We start from the raw sequence: 13,752 nt of genomic DNA, 5'->3' as shown, positions 1-13,752 counted from the left end.
CGGAAACGGCAATAGAGTTTCGGATATTGCCAGCCGTTTTACAAGGGGTTTACTAAGTCCCGGCTGGCAGGTGCCATCTTCGGCGAATTTCCATGTTTTAGAGTGGGTTGTAAAGCCGTAACCGGAGAACAGGAGGGGCGTTTTTCCCTCGTTGTCCCTCGTTCCCAATCTCCAGATTGGGAACGTCTTCTGTCCGCGAATCTATGATTCGTTGCGTGAGGTGATGGAATCAGAGATTCCCAGACACCGACGTTACGAATCTGGAGATTCGTAACGAGGGATACGCGAGGGATACTCGCGGGCGGCCCGGACGGAGGGCAAAAAGGGGGCCATCACGGAAGCGCTTTTCCCTGTTTCCTCTGTAGACGCCCCCGTTTTTTCGCGTTAAAGTCGCCCCTCTTTTTGCCACTTCTTCTATGAGTCAAGCCTATCAAATTGTCGTTTGCGGAAGCATCGTCCCCGACCCGCTCCAAACCCTTGAGCCCATCACCGGCCCCGTCGGTCCCGCGCTCAAAAACGAAGCGATGCTCCCTTCCGTGCTCGACCCCTGGGCTGGCCACGCCCTTTTCGAAGCGGCCAACCTCGCCAAGAACCACCCCGGCAGCAAGGTCTACCTCGTCAGCCTCGCGCCGAAGGCCAAGCTCCAGCAGGTCATGATGACCCTCGCCCAGAAGGTGCCCTTCGAGCTTGTCGCCCTCGACGGTTCCGCCAGCGGCTTCACCGATTCCGCCGAAACCGCCGCGCTCCTGGCCGACGCCATTTCCGCCATCCCCGGCCTCGATAAAAACCGTCTGCTCCTCTTCGGCGGTTGGGAAAGCGCCTCGCGCTGTTCCGGCTCCACGCTCGCCATGGTGGGCGAAAAGCTCGGCATTACCGACCAATTCCAGGGCGTTGACGAGATCGCCGTCCAGCCCGATGGCTCCTTCCAGGTCCTGGAGCGCATCGAAGGGGGCCGCCACCAGACTTCCGTTTGCGCGGGCGCACCGGCCGTCCTCGGCTGGGCCACGGGCAACCTTCCCGAGCCGAAGAACAACCCGCAAGTCGGCATGATGAACATGCGCGCCGTCATGCCCGCGCTGCAAAAAGCCAAGCCGGTCAAAGCCGGAGCCGAGGGCCTCGCCTTCGCCAAGGTCGCCCTGCCCAACCAGGTGCGCGAGACCCGCATCGTCAAAGACGCCACCCCGGACGCCATCGCCCAGGAAATCATCGAGTGGATCAAGAAGTAAGCCCACGCGCAACCGACCAACCCTCTTTTTTCTCCATGGAAACCATTCTCGTTCTTCTTCATACCGAATCCGACGGCGCGCTCGGCAAATCCGCCTTCGAAACTATCGGCGCTGCCAAGGCGCTGGGGTTCGATTTCGCGGTCGGCCTCGTGGGAGCCTCCGTTCAGGAAGCCGCCAACCAGGTTGCCGCTTCCGGCGCGGCCAAGTTCCTCGCCGTCGAGGGAGCTGATTTCGCCACGCCCCGCTACGGCTCGGATGCCGCCGCGGTGGAAGCGCTCGTCAAAGCCTCCGGGGCCACCATCGTCCTCGCGCCCGGCACCTCGCGCTGGAACCGCGTCCTCTCCGGCGTTGCCCAGCGTCTCGGGGGCCGCGCGGATACGCACGTTACCGGCCTCGCTGCTGAGAACGGGGCCTTGAGCGTCTCCCGCTGGTATTACCGCCAGCGCATGGAGGCCCAGCTTTCCCGCACGCAGCGCCCGTGGATCGTCGTTATCGACCCCGGTAGCCAGGCCGCCTGGCAGGGCGAGGGCGGCGCGGCCACGCTCGAAGCGGTCGCCGTCGCGCTGCCCGAGAGCGCCCAGCGCACCTGCGTCACCGGCATCCGCACCCCGGCTGCCGACGCCCAGACCATCCGCCCCGACGCTGATCTCCTCTTCGTCGCAGGCGCGGGCTGGACCAAGAAACAGGCCGACGGCGAGACCCACGTGCCGGAGGCCGAAGTCGCCATCCGCAGCTTCCTCAACCTCACCCGCGCCTCGTTGGGCAGCAGCAAATCGCTCGTTGACCTCGGCGGCGAGGGGCAGGCCGTGCTCTCTTTCCTGACTCACTTGAACCAGATCGGCCAGACCGGCTCCACCCCGCGTCACCCCAAGGGCCTCTCCACCTGCTGCCACGGCGAGGAACCGCACGCGGTCGGCTGGCGCTTCATCAAAGAGCGCCGCGCCATCAGTCTCGACGCCAACTGCGGCTGGGCCCGCGGCAAGGCCGATGTCCTCTATGTGGCCGACGCCTTCGCGGTCATGGCGAAGGTCAACGAGCTGCTGAGCAAGTAATTCTGGGTACTTCGTTTTCGAAATAAAAAACGCCGGGTGGCCTTCGGGCTACCCGGCGTTTTTGTTTGGAAAAAATGGGCTTGTTGGGGCTTGTTTTTCGGGCCTCGTTCCCAATCTCCAGATTCGTAACGAGGGCGCGTGGGCGCAAGACGGTGCGTGGGCGCTTAAAGCGACCTTGAATATCAGATATTATTTTTTTTCGTCCGTATCCGTGCGGAAGGGCGAGGCGGGGAGGCCCGCTTTGTTGTAGAGATTGGCCTCGGGGTTGTCGGCCCAGGCGTAGCGCACGGCTACGGGGTTCGGCACGCCCTCGGCGGAGACTACGACCGTGTCGCCGTCGATCTTCGCCTTGGCCCAGACGAATTTATTATCCGCCCCGGCGATGGCGAACCCTTGCAGCTCCGACGCGGTGGCCCTCGGCTCGCCCGGGTGGAAATGCTCCGGCGGCACGCCGATTGTCAGGCCACCGTCGATATGATCGAAGGTGAGGCGGGCTTGGGCTCCCTCCACCTTAAGCGCCTTGTAGATCGGCCCCGACCAGGCGAGCGTTTCGCCATAGGCCAAGTGCCGCCCGGCCAGCGCCAGGCGCGTGCTGACGTCCCATTTATCCTTCGGGTGGATGTCGGTCTCCTCGCCGATGTCGATGATCACGGCCATGCCCGTGTTGGGTACGGTGAGGGCCGTCTTCAGCTGAGCCTCGCGCAGGAGCGCCCAGTCGCTGTTGACCGGCTCCGGTTTGCGGGGCATGTAGTTGGCGAGCTGGACGAAGAGGAACGGGAAATCCCCCTGAGCCCAGTTCTCGCGCCAGTCGGCGATCATCGCCGGGAAGAGCGTCCGGTAGACCACGGCCTGAGAGGTATTGGCCTCGCCCTGGTACCAGATGGCCCCTTTGATGCCGTAAGGGACGATCGGGGCGATCATGCCGTTGTAGAGGCCGGTTGGGTTGTTGGGGTTCTGATCCGGAGAAACCGGGGCCTTGGGCTCGCTCACCGGTGTCGGTTTGGGCGGGACGGGCTTGCCCTCGGCGGTGGCCTGTTTGGAATCGGTCTGCCACTGAGCGAGGGCCGTTTTGTAGGTTTCGATCGCGTCCTTGTTGGCTTCCTTCCACTGGGCGAGGTCGGCGTTGTACTTCTCAAGCACCGGGCCGTAGTCTTCCAGAGCCTTTGGGAAGCCTTCGGAGAATTTCTGGGCCGCCGTGGCGAGGCTTTCCAGGCCGGGCGTTTTTTTCAGCGTTTCCTGGCTCGTCCATGCCTGCGCGGTCGTGCCGCCCCAGGCGGATTCGATGAGCCCCACCGGCTGCTTGGTGGTCTGGTGGATGTTCTTGCCGAAGTAGTAGCCGACTGCCGAGAAACCGAGATTCGAGAGGCTCTCGGGCGTGCAAACGTGCCAGCTCCCATGCATGGGCCTGGTGGGGGCTGGCTTGATGTCGGCGAGGGGCTGCGGCGCGACGGTGCGGGGCACGTAGAAGAAGCGGATTTGCGGGAAGTTGGCCTGGGCGATCTCCTCCTTTGAACTGGCGTCCTGGTGAATGACGAAGGCCATGTTCGACTGCCCGGAGCAGACCCACACGTCGCCCACGAGCACGTCGGTGAAGGTGATCTTGTTTTTCCCCTGCACTGTCACCTCCACGGGCGTGGCTGAGGGGGGCAGATTCTTGAGGCGCACGGTCCATTTGCCGTCCGGCCCGGCGGTGGCGGAGGCCGAGGCGCCCGCCGCGCTGACCGTTACCTTTTCGCCTGGGTCGGCCTGGCCCCAGACGGGGACTGCTCCGTCGCGCTGGAGCACCATGTGATTGCCAAAAATGGCGGGCAGGCTGACATTGGCCAAGGCAAACGGGGACCCGGCCACGACAAAGGCGGCCGCCAGCATTCCAGGAGAGGAAAATTTCATGATGGGAGGACCAAAGTAATGGCGGCTTACCCCCCGGACATCAAGCGCGATCCACCGGGAAATTACACGACTCGCATAGTCAAACGCCACTCCATGGCCTCTCTATAAAAAATATTTCACGCAAAGGCGCAAAGGCGCAAAGGCGCAAAGAAGGCANNGTCTCTTCTTTGCGCCTTTGCGTGAGACTTAAGGGCACCTCTGGAAACCGGCGGCACGTCATCCATTTTGTCTTTTTGCGCCCTTTCGACCTCATTTTTCAGTCAATATTGATCAATATTGCCCGAAATATGAGGCCAAAAGGTCATCAAAAATCCTTCATGGCTGCCATGCCCCGGTTTCCAGAGGTGCCCTTAATGCCTTTTGTCTGTGTAAATTGTGTTACTCCTCCAAATGGGCGCGGCGGCCCCGGGCTTCGCGCTCCTTGAAGTAGAACTTCAGCGGCAGGCCGGTCCACGGGACTTCCTCGCGGATCTTCGTTTCCAGGTACTTCCGGTAGCTCGCGATGAGCAGGTCGGCCTGGTTGACAAAGAGCAGCAGGGTGGGCGTGGGGATGGGCGTGCGGCGCGGGTCGTTGCGCTCGGGCTGGGTGGCGTAGATGATTTTAAAGCGCTTGTTGGAGCGGGTGGGGGCCGGGTGAAGGGTCATCGCCTCCGAGAGGACCCGGTTAAGCGCCCCGGTGCTGATGCGCGCCTGGGCCCCTTCGCGGATCTGCTCGATCATTTTGAGAACCCGCTGCACGCCCTCGCCCTCGTGGGCGGAGGTGACGACGATGGGGGCGTAATCGACGAAGAAAAGCTCCACGCGGATGCGCTCCAGCAGCGCCTCCAGCTGCTCCTTGCGGCCCGCGAGCTGCTCTTTGCGGTTGCCCTGGATTTCGCTGACCAGGTCCCATTTATTGACGGCCACCATGCACGGCTTTCCGGCTTCCTGGATGAGCCCGGCGATGCGCTTGTCCTGGGCTGTGACGCCCTCGACGGCATCGATGACCAGCACGCAGAGATCGGCGCGGCGGATGGTTCGCTCCGAACGCATGACGCTGAAAACCTCCACGGAGGATTCCTGTTTGCCCGCGGGGCGGATGCCTGCGGTGTCGATCAGCGTGTAGCTGCGGCCGCCCCATTCGTAGGGGACGTCCACGGCATCGCGCGTGGTGCCGGAGATGGGCGAGACGAGGGTGCGGCGGTCGCGCAAAATGGCGTTGATGAGCGAGGATTTGCCGACATTCGGGCGGCCTACGATGGCCAGCTCCAGCGGCGGCTCGGGGATCTTCTCCTCCTCCCCGGGCAGCACCTCGGGCAGGTGGGCGCGGATCAGGGAAAGCAGATCGAGCATGCCCCGGTTGTGCTCGGCGCTGATGGAGACGGTCTCTTTAAACCCGAGCCGGGCGAAGTCGCTATCCAGCTCGGCGTGCTTCTCGTGGTCCACTTTGTTGACGACCAGCAGGATCGGCTTTTTCACGCGGCGGAGCTGTCGGGCGAGCTCCTGGTCCACGGGGTTGAGGCCCGCCTGGGCGTCAACCAGGAAGAGGATGACGTCGGCGGCCTCCATGGCGAGGCTTACTTCGACCTCCACCTGCTGGGTGAAGCTCGTATCGACGTCGCTGCCGATGCCGCCCGTGTCGATCAGTTGAAAGGGTTGCCCGACCTCGTCCCAGCGGCATTCGGCGAAGATGCGGTCGCGCGTGACGCCGGGCTGGTCGTGCACGATGGAGATGCGGCGGCGGGCGAGGCGGTTGAAGAGGGCGGATTTGCCCACGTTGGGGCGGCCGACAATGGCGACGGTTTTCATGGCTTTATACTGAGGCGTGACCTCCGGCCTGGAGTTGCCGGATGCCGTCGATGACGTATCCGATTCCCGAAACGAGGGTAAAGAGCCCGGCGGCGGCGACAAGGCCGCTCATCCAGGTAAAGGGTGGGAAGCTGAGTTGGTTGAACTGGAGCATGGCGGCGATGATCGCGGCCATTTGCAGGGCGGTGGCGGTTTTGCCCGTCCAGCGCGGGCGCACGGCGACCTTGCCGTTGAGGTAGTGGACGAGCAGCGCGCCGAGGACCACGACGGCGTCGCGGCTGACGACGAGGATCGGGAACCAGAGCGGGAATTCGTAATGCCAGTTGGAGAAGGAGAGGGTGACAATGGCCGAAAGGAGCAGGCCTTTATCGGCCAGGGGGTCGAGGATCAGGCCGAGCCGGGTGCGCTGGTTAAAGTGGCGGGCGACGAAGCCATCCAGGCCGTCGCTGGCCGCCGCCAGGGCGAAGACCGCTATGGCCGCCCAGCGCTGCCACTCCCGGGGATGGCCGGTCTGCACGCCGTTTCCATAATAGATCGCCAGCGTCACGAACACGGGGATCGCGAGGATGCGCAGGAGGGTGATCTTGTTGGCGGTGGTCATTGGGGTAAGCGGGGCAGTATAGCGTGGTTGCCCCGCGGAAGGGAAGGGATAGGTTTAAGCTCCCTTTTTCTCTTACCCCCGCTCCGCGTGTCCGAGTGGCACTCGGGCACGCCCCCCCATGGCCTCGCCGGATTACTTCAGCGCCTCGGTCACGACCGGCTGGGTCAGCAGCTCCGGCAGGACCTTTGGCTCGGAGCCGTCGGAATGGTCCACGACGTAGACCGGCACGCCGCCACGGCCCAGCTTTTTGAGCTCGGCGGTGATGCGCGGATCGCCCTTGGTCCAGTCGGCCCGGAGCTTTACGTAGCCTTTGAGGGCTTCCTTCACCGCGTCGGTGCTGAGGACAAATTTTTCGTTGTACTTGCAGTTCAGGCACCAGTCGGCGGTGAAGTCGACGAAGTACGGGGTGCCCGCTTTTTGCAGCTCCACCACGCGCTCGGGCGACCATGCCTCCCAGTCTGCCTCGGCTGGGGCTTTCTGGTTGGAGGCCAGGTTGAACCCCGCGCCGACCAGGACCACCATCGCCCCCACGGCCAGGTAGCGCTGCGGCCGCCGTGCCGAGGGCGTGCACCAAGCGCCGAAGATCCAGCATGCGCCGCCCACGCCCAGTAAAATCCACGCCGCGCCAACGGCTTCCGCCGTCCCCTTCTGCGCTCCCAGCACCCCTAGGAGCCAGACCACCGTGCCGAGCATCAGGAAGCCAAACGCCTGCTTGAGGCGCACCATCCACATCCCCGGCTTGGGCAGCCAGCGCATCCACCCGGGGTTGGCCGTCAGCAGCAGGTAGGGCACGCTCATGCCCGCCGCGATCGAGGCGAACATCGAGAGCGTCACCGGCGTGCTCTGGGTAAAGGCAAAGGCCAGCGCCGAGCCCAGGAACGGGGCTGTGCAGGGGGTGGCCAGCAGGGTCGCGAACATCCCGTGCAGGAACGCGCCGCCGTAGCCCTCCTTTTCCGAGAGGGCGGCCAGCTTATTCGTCCCGGGCACCCAGATCTCGAAGACCCCCAGCAGGTTGAGGGCGAAGACGAATACCAAGAGCATCATCCCGAGGACGAATACCGGGTTCTGGAACTGGAAGGCCCACGTTACCTCTTTCCCGGCTCCCCGGGCCACGCAGATCAGCACGGCCAGGCCCATGAACCAGGCGAAAATCCCGCCCACAAAGGCCAGGCCCGAGCGAAAGACCCGCTGGCGCGATTCGCCCGCTTCTTTCAGGAAACCGAAAATCTTCAGCGCGATGACCGGCAGCACGCACGGCATGAGGTTCAAAATAAAGCCGCCCAAAAAGCCGAACCCGAGCGCGCGCGCCAGGGTGAGCTGTGGGGTGCCTTCCGGTGCGGTGGAGGTGCCGGGCGCGGTGGCCCCGAGGGGTTGTTCGACGATCCAGCCTTTTTGCCCGCCGCCGTCGTCCACCAGGAGCAAGCCCCGGACTGCCGCCGGTTTCTCATCCGTGTACGGCACCCGCAGCAGGCCGCCGGAAGTCCATTCGGGGTGCGAGGCGCCGGGAGTGATCGGGTAAAAATCCGCCTTGGCCTGTGCCGGGAGCCCCTCCACCTTCAGGCGCATCTCGGCGTCGCCCGGTTCCCAGGAAATGCGGTACGGGACGGGGCCGGGCTGCGGCAGGCGCGCTTGCGTGGCCTCGATGGTGGGGGCCACGGGGGAGGCCTGTGGGGTGGGGGAGGCCGGGAGCGTAAGGGCTACCTCGGCGCTGCCGGGGACGCAGGTTTTCTCGCAAACGAGCCAGGTGGCGCGGGCGGGGAGCGTGATTTTTTCCCCGGGAGCGAGGTTGGCGGGCGGCGTCAGCTCGGCCAGCAGGAGCACTTCCCCTTCATAGCCGTAGGTGACGAGGCCGCCGTCTTCCAGGTGTTTCTGGGGGATGGGCCATTGCAGCTTCCCGGCCTTCCAGCCTTCGGGGAGCTTCCAGGCGAGCGTCACGGGCAGGCCGGAGTCGCCCGGGTTCTCCCAGTAAACGTGCCAGCCGGGCCGGATGCGAAGGTGGAGGGCGGCCAGGAACGGTTTGCCGGGGGCGATGGCCGTGGTGTCGGCGACGAGCTCGGCCTGGACTTGCGGAGAGCCATTCTCCACGTCCTGGGCCTGGGCCATCATGGGAATCCCCGTCAGCCAGAGGACGCAGCCAACGATCAAATTGCGAAACATGGGGCTACACGTAGCACAGGGTGCCCCCCCGCGCAACCGGAGCCCGCCGTGGGGCCCCCTCTGGCCAGGGTTAACTTTTCCCCCGGCCTACCGGTCTTCCGCCAGGGAAAGCGGGGGGGGAATAGTCGTTGTGGTGCTTCTGAATAAAGAGCGCGCTCCGTTGTTTGTAAAGCCGCTCGGCGAGGCGGTCGGCGATGGGCGGCGCGTCCGGCCTTTCATGCACCCGCGAATTCGTGGAGGGGTGGAAGCGATGAACTTGGAAGGCAAAGTGGCGCTGGTGACGGGCGAGGGGATGGGCGTTGGCGAGGCGATCGCCGAACGGCTGGCCCGCGAGGGGGCGGATGTGGTGATCGATAACCGCGCCCGGGGATACGGCCCGGGGGTTCTGCGCCGGGTGCGGGCTACGGGCCGCCGCGGGGTCTTTCTTCAGGGGGCCCTCGGGACGGTGGGGGATGACTTCCGCATGGTGGCTCATGGGATCGAGGCTTTCGGGAAGCTCGATATCCTCGTTAACCATGCCGCCATGGAGAAGCAGGCCGATTTCTGGAATGTCTCTGAGGCGGAGTACGATGCCGTGCTGCGGGGCAATCTGAAGGGGGTGTTCTTCGCGACTCAGGCTTTTGTCCGGCATCTTCGCGAGAACAAGCGCCCGGGCAAGATCATCAATATCAGCTCGGTTCATGAGGAACTGCCAGCCCCCCGTTTCTCTGCCTGCTGCATTAGCAAGGGGGGCTTGCGGATGTTGATGCGCTCGCTGGCCATTGAGCTGGCGCCCCTGGGGATCACGGTGAACAATGTCGCTCCCGGGGCCATTGAGACGCCGCCTCTGAATTCCCGTCTTCTCGACAGCCCCGATCTCCTCCGGGCGCTGCTCGACCATATCCCCCTCAACCACTTGGGTGAACCGGCCGATGTGGCCGGGGCGGTGGCGTTCCTCGCCTCGCCGGATGCGGATTACATTACCGGCGCGACGCTGATCGTGGATGGCGGGCTGCTCTGGAATCGGGCGGGCTGATGAAAATAACGCCAACACCCCGGCTGGGTTTCCCATGCCGGGTTGTTTCAGCTCAGGCAAACGGCCTGGCGGGCTGCGCTTGCTCTCTTTAGGAGATTTTGATGCTCTGGTCGAGCATGCCTCGCAGGTGTTCCTTTACCACCGGAACGGCGAGGACTCGCGCTTTTTGGAGCATGGCTGAGGCCACGGCGGATTCCCCGTTGCGGTAGTCCAGGCGACGGATGCCGCCCTTGCGCAGGCGGTAGCCCACCTGGCCGGGGGTCAAGTCCGTGTGCTCCATGATCAGCTTGGTTGAAAAACCAAGGCTCCCCAGCAGCGCACATTTGAAGTCGTCGCCTTTGAGAAGCTCTACTTTGCGAGGTAGCGTTCGCAAGCTCGTGTCGGATTCGTAACTCATGTTTAGTTCCCGTTGACCAAGGCCATGGCCGCGTTGACGATCTCCATGTTGAAGCCGCACTGTGGGCAGAACTTCACGTGGTTCGCTTCCAGGGATGGTGCTCTGCGCACCCTATCGGTTTTGGAAGCGGGGGCGGCCGCCTTCTTGGATTCTTTCTTGGATTCTTTGCCGGTTGATACTCCGTGAATCCGCCGCTTGTGCTGGGTGACGTCCGCATCGGTGCGGAAGGTCACCCCTCGAGCGTTGTGGTCCACGCCGCAAATGTCGCACACGAGCGCCCCGGGCTGGGGCTCTGGTAGGGCGGCGTTGGGCTGGACGGTTTCTTTGCCGCTGTGGAGGTGCGCTTTATGCGCCCCCAAGCCGGCGGGTGTAAACGGTTTGCCTGAGAGGGACTCAGTCGCACCGCAGATGTCACACTTAAGACCTGCGTTTTTCATGGAATAGGGTTTTGCGTAAACAGGGGGGAGTGCCGGGGCAAACAAATCCTGTCCTGTCGGCAATCCTGGTTTCATGTGCTACGTCTCCGATCCTGGAACCGAAACCAGCCGTCGACAGTAGGAAAACAACGCCCCGCGGTCAACAGGAAACGTTGTTTATACGCGATAGTACCCTTTGACTACGCGTGCGCTACGTCTTGAGAACGCTTAGGGAACGTGGGTGGGCTCGACGGCAAACGGGGCCAGGGTTTCCATGGCGCGCTTGGGGACTGTGGCCACCACATGGGCGATGTCTCCGTCGTATTCAAGGCTCGCGACGGTGCCGTCACGATGCAGCTTGGCCAGCAGGTCGGAGCGGGCGGCGGGCAGCCGCAGCTCTACGGTGAGGGTGCCGTTGCTGACGAAATCCGAGATCCGCTCGACGAGTTCGTCGATCCCCGCGCCGGTGTGGACGGAGATGAAGACGGAATCCGGGAACTGCCTGCGCAGACCGGCGAGGATGGCGGGGTCGGAGACTTTGTCGGTCTTGTTGAAGACGATCAGCATCTGCTTGGTGTCGGCGCCGAGGTCCGTTAAAACGCGCAGGGTCGTTTCGTAGAATTCCATGACGCGTGGCTGCGAGGCGTCCAGCACATGGATGATGAAATCGGAAAGGGTGGCCTCTTCCAGCGTAGCGTTGAAGGACTCGACGAGCTCGTGCGGCAGCCGCCGGACGAAGCCGACGGTGTCGGTCAACAGCAGGGGCTGTTTGTTGGGGAGGGCGATTTTGCGGGTGGTGGTGTCCAGCGTGGCGAAGAGTTTGTTCTCTACCAGCACGTCGGCGCCGGTGAGCCGCCGGAGCAGGGAGGACTTGCCGACGTTGGTGTAGCCGACGATGGCGGCGTTGGGCACGGGGGCGCGTTTGCGGTCTTTGCGCTGGGTGGCCCGGGAGCGGCGGACTTCGTCGAGTTCGCGCTTGAGGCGGTCGACTTGGCCGCGAATCCGGCGGCGGTCCTGTTCGAGCTGGCTCTCGCCCTCGCCCTTGCCGCCGATGCCGCCGCCCTGGCCGCCGAGGTGGCTCCATGCGCGGGTGAGCCGGGGCAGGGAGTACTCGAGCCGGGCGACCTCGACCTGGAGGCGGGCTTCGCGGGTGCGGGCGCGGGCGCCGAAGATGTCCAAAATGATCTCTTCCCGGTCGGCCACGGTGACGCCGGTGAGCACTTCCCAGTTGCGCTGTTGGGCGGGGGTCAGCTCGTTGTCGAAGACGAGGACGTCGCATTGCCGCTCTTTGAGCAGTGCGGCGAGCTCTTCGGCTTTGCCGGAGCCGATCAGGTAGCGGGGGTGGTTTTCGCGGTGATGCACGAGGTGGCGCTCGACGACTGGGATGCCCAGGGTGTCGACCAGCTCTTCCAATTCCTCCAGGAGGCTTTGGGCTTCGTATTTATCGCTGGCTTCGACGTAGGCCCCCACCAGCAGCGCCCGCTCCACCATTTTGTCGGCTTTGATTTCAAACATTGGCGTTGATCTACAATATCGGTCGGATTCGGCGAATTTATACGAAAATCGTTTGGGCGGACAACAAAACAGCCGGGGCTTTGTGGGCTCCGGCTGTTTTGATGAAAAATACGGTGGCTTTCGCGGTTATTTCTTCGCGTCGGCGGGCTTGGCTTCCGGGGAGGCCGCGGGGGCTTCCTTTTCGGCGGGTTTGATCCCGAGGAGCTCTACCTCGAAGATGAGCGCCTGGTTCGGCCCGATGACGGGCGGGGCGCTTTCGCCGTAGGCGAGGGCGGGCGGGATGACGAGCTGCCACTTGGAGCCGACGGGCATCAGCTGCAGGGCTTCCACCCAGCCGGGGATGACGCCTTCGACGGGGAAGGTGACGGGTTCCTTGCTCTTGTCAAATTCGGTGCCGTTGATCAGCGTGCCGCGGTAGTTCACCGTGACGGTGTCGGTGGCCTTGGGCTTGGGGCCTTTGCCTTCGGTGATGACTTTGTACTGAAGGCCGCTGGCGGTGGTGATGACGCCTTCCTTCTTCTTGTTTTCTTCGAGGAACTTCTCGCTGGCGACTTTGTTTGTCTCGGCGAGGGCCTTCTGCTTGGCGGCCAGCTTGGTCTGCATGTCCGTCTGGAAGGCTTGCAGGGTGGCTTTCATCTCCTCGTCGCTGAGCACCGTCTTGCCCTGGAAGGCGTCTTTGAGGCCTTGGGCGAGGAAGTCGGGGTTAATGTCGAGGTCGTTGCGTTTCAGGTTGCTGCCGATGTCGGCGCCGATGGAGTAACTGATTTTGTCCCGAGTTTCCTGGGGTTTCTGGCCCGCGGTTTTCTGGTCCGCCGCCTGGGAGGCGGGCTGGAGCATGAGAACGCCCGCGAGAGCCAGTGCGAAACCGGCGAATGGTGCTATTTTCATAGAATTTGGTTTGTGGCGTATTGATATGAGAAAACGCGGGCAGCCATTCATCCGGCCGTTTCTTTGAGCTTGGGTGCGGAGAGGGGCAGAACGGTTTCGTCGAAGGGAGTGCTTAGCCTTGCACCCTCTTGAAACCAAGAAAAAAAATGCGGCGGCCGGAAAAGATCAAATCTTTCCCGGCCGCCGGTTTGCCTTGGTCGGCTTTTTTTATGAGCGGTTTTGGCTTCGCTCTAAGGTGCTTGCATCAGTGATGGGTCTGGCAAAAGCCAGCCTATAACCCGCAGCCGCAGCTAGGGGTCGACCGGAAGGTGGTGGTCCGTATGATGGTCTTCTCACCCACCGGTTTCAGGAACTTGTGGTGCCGGATTATCGTCTTTTCCGCAACGGGAAGGGGCGATTGGCGCACCAGGGTTACCTTTTTATGCAGGCTCTTCTTGCTGTGCTTGATGAGCTTGCAGCTGTATTTCTCGCCGACCGGGCTGAGCATTTGTTGATGACGGATGACCTTCACGGTTGTGATGCGTTCGGCCACCGGCAGCAGCGGCTGCTCATAGCGGACCACCCGGACGGTTGTGAACCGTTCTCCCACCGGCTCCAGCATGGCGGGTTGGTAGTAACGGATCGTGGTGAAGCGTTCTCCAACCGGCATGATGGCCGGTTCGCGGATGGTGCGAATTGTGTAGCTTTGGCTCGGTACGAAATAGCTGCAAGAGCTCACGGGTTGATAGCTTATGACACGCTCGCCGACCGGGGCGACATTCCACCCCGACCAAGAGCAGCTGCCAAAGCCACAGTCCCCGAAGGCGA

At 63.3% G+C, this 13,752-nt stretch carries 12 protein-coding genes; 3 read left to right on the top strand and 9 right to left on the bottom strand.

The window, feature by feature from the left end; all coding sequences use genetic code 11:
• Positions 1–416: 416 nt before the first annotated feature.
• Both B2828_RS04845 and B2828_RS04840 read left to right on the top strand, forming a co-directional pair.
• Positions 417–1,226 carry an electron transfer flavoprotein subunit beta/FixA family protein gene (locus B2828_RS04845; protein WP_479632563.1) on the top strand — a complete coding sequence of 270 codons (810 nt, stop codon included), beginning with the start codon at positions 417–419 and terminating at the stop codon, positions 1,224–1,226.
• A gap of 35 nt (positions 1,227–1,261) precedes the next feature.
• On the top strand, positions 1,262–2,278 hold the full coding sequence (locus B2828_RS04840) for an electron transfer flavoprotein subunit alpha/FixB family protein (protein ID WP_479632562.1): 1,017 nt from the start codon (positions 1,262–1,264) through the stop codon (positions 2,276–2,278).
• A 189-nt stretch (positions 2,279–2,467) separates the two neighbouring features.
• On the opposite strand, the gene B2828_RS04835 is transcribed toward B2828_RS04840, so the two are convergent.
• The 4 genes from B2828_RS04835 to B2828_RS04820 all read right to left on the bottom strand — a co-directional run bounded on the left by B2828_RS04835 (position 2,468) and on the right by B2828_RS04820 (position 8,714).
• Positions 2,468–4,168 carry a sialate O-acetylesterase gene (locus B2828_RS04835; RefSeq protein ID WP_479632561.1) on the bottom strand — a complete coding sequence of 567 codons (1,701 nt, stop codon included), beginning with the start codon at positions 4,166–4,168 and terminating at the stop codon, positions 2,468–2,470.
• Between the two features lie 378 nt (positions 4,169–4,546).
• Complete coding sequence (der, locus tag B2828_RS04830) at positions 4,547–5,956, bottom strand: ribosome biogenesis GTPase Der (RefSeq protein WP_479632560.1); 1,410 nt, start codon at positions 5,954–5,956, stop codon at positions 4,547–4,549.
• 4 nt (positions 5,957–5,960) lie between these two features.
• Positions 5,961–6,557: a CDP-diacylglycerol--glycerol-3-phosphate 3-phosphatidyltransferase gene (gene pgsA, locus B2828_RS04825; protein ID WP_479632559.1), complete on the bottom strand. Its 597-nt coding sequence runs from the start codon at positions 6,555–6,557 to the stop codon at positions 5,961–5,963.
• 132 nt (positions 6,558–6,689) lie between these two features.
• Positions 6,690–8,714, bottom strand: coding sequence for a protein-disulfide reductase DsbD family protein (locus tag B2828_RS04820; protein ID WP_479632558.1), 2,025 nt, complete (start codon positions 8,712–8,714; stop codon positions 6,690–6,692).
• Between the two features lie 250 nt (positions 8,715–8,964).
• Between B2828_RS04820 and B2828_RS04815 the strand changes: the two genes are divergently transcribed.
• Positions 8,965–9,729, top strand: a complete 765-nt coding sequence (locus tag B2828_RS04815; protein ID WP_479632565.1) for an SDR family NAD(P)-dependent oxidoreductase — start codon at positions 8,965–8,967, stop codon at positions 9,727–9,729.
• Positions 9,730–9,817: 88 nt separating this feature from the next.
• Here the strand turns inward: B2828_RS04815 and B2828_RS04810 are convergent, their stop codons facing one another.
• The 5 genes from B2828_RS04810 to B2828_RS04790 form a co-directional block, all read right to left on the bottom strand.
• Entirely contained in the window at positions 9,818–10,126 is a 309-nt protein-coding gene (locus tag B2828_RS04810) for a hypothetical protein (RefSeq protein ID WP_479632557.1), read from the bottom strand.
• Between the two features lie 2 nt (positions 10,127–10,128).
• Positions 10,129–10,563 carry a hypothetical protein gene (locus tag B2828_RS04805; RefSeq protein ID WP_479632556.1) on the bottom strand — a complete coding sequence of 145 codons (435 nt, stop codon included), beginning with the start codon at positions 10,561–10,563 and terminating at the stop codon, positions 10,129–10,131.
• Between the two features lie 207 nt (positions 10,564–10,770).
• Positions 10,771–12,057, bottom strand: coding sequence for a GTPase HflX (gene hflX, locus B2828_RS04800; RefSeq protein ID WP_479632555.1), 1,287 nt, complete (start codon positions 12,055–12,057; stop codon positions 10,771–10,773).
• 126 nt (positions 12,058–12,183) lie between these two features.
• Positions 12,184–12,945: an FKBP-type peptidyl-prolyl cis-trans isomerase N-terminal domain-containing protein gene (locus B2828_RS04795; protein ID WP_479632554.1), complete on the bottom strand. Its 762-nt coding sequence runs from the start codon at positions 12,943–12,945 to the stop codon at positions 12,184–12,186.
• A gap of 271 nt (positions 12,946–13,216) precedes the next feature.
• Positions 13,217–13,663, bottom strand: a complete 447-nt coding sequence (locus tag B2828_RS04790; RefSeq protein ID WP_479632553.1) for a hypothetical protein — start codon at positions 13,661–13,663, stop codon at positions 13,217–13,219.
• Between the last annotated feature and the right edge of the window lie 89 nt (positions 13,664–13,752).

The organism is Spartobacteria bacterium UBA695 (genome assembly GCA_002298145.1).
Classification (GTDB): Bacteria; Verrucomicrobiota; Verrucomicrobiia; order Chthoniobacterales; family Chthoniobacteraceae; genus UBA695.
This window is presented reverse-complemented; position numbering and strand designations above follow the sequence as displayed.

Coding starts and splice junctions, on each gene's coding strand:
- B2828_RS04795 (WP_479632554.1), bottom strand. CDS start 12,945: ATGAAAATAGCACCATTCGCCGGTTTCGCACTGGCTCTCGCGGGCGTT.
- der (WP_479632560.1), bottom strand. CDS start 5,956: ATGAAAACCGTCGCCATTGTCGGCCGCCCCAACGTGGGCAAATCCGCC.
- B2828_RS04835 (WP_479632561.1), bottom strand. CDS start 4,168: ATGAAATTTTCCTCTCCTGGAATGCTGGCGGCCGCCTTTGTCGTGGCC.
- pgsA (WP_479632559.1), bottom strand. CDS start 6,557: ATGACCACCGCCAACAAGATCACCCTCCTGCGCATCCTCGCGATCCCC.
- B2828_RS04805 (WP_479632556.1), bottom strand. CDS start 10,563: ATGAAAAACGCAGGTCTTAAGTGTGACATCTGCGGTGCGACTGAGTCC.
- B2828_RS04810 (WP_479632557.1), bottom strand. CDS start 10,126: ATGAGTTACGAATCCGACACGAGCTTGCGAACGCTACCTCGCAAAGTA.
- B2828_RS04815 (WP_479632565.1), top strand. CDS start 8,965: ATGAACTTGGAAGGCAAAGTGGCGCTGGTGACGGGCGAGGGGATGGGC.
- B2828_RS04840 (WP_479632562.1), top strand. CDS start 1,262: ATGGAAACCATTCTCGTTCTTCTTCATACCGAATCCGACGGCGCGCTC.
- B2828_RS04845 (WP_479632563.1), top strand. CDS start 417: ATGAGTCAAGCCTATCAAATTGTCGTTTGCGGAAGCATCGTCCCCGAC.
- B2828_RS04820 (WP_479632558.1), bottom strand. CDS start 8,714: ATGTTTCGCAATTTGATCGTTGGCTGCGTCCTCTGGCTGACGGGGATT.
- hflX (WP_479632555.1), bottom strand. CDS start 12,057: ATGTTTGAAATCAAAGCCGACAAAATGGTGGAGCGGGCGCTGCTGGTG.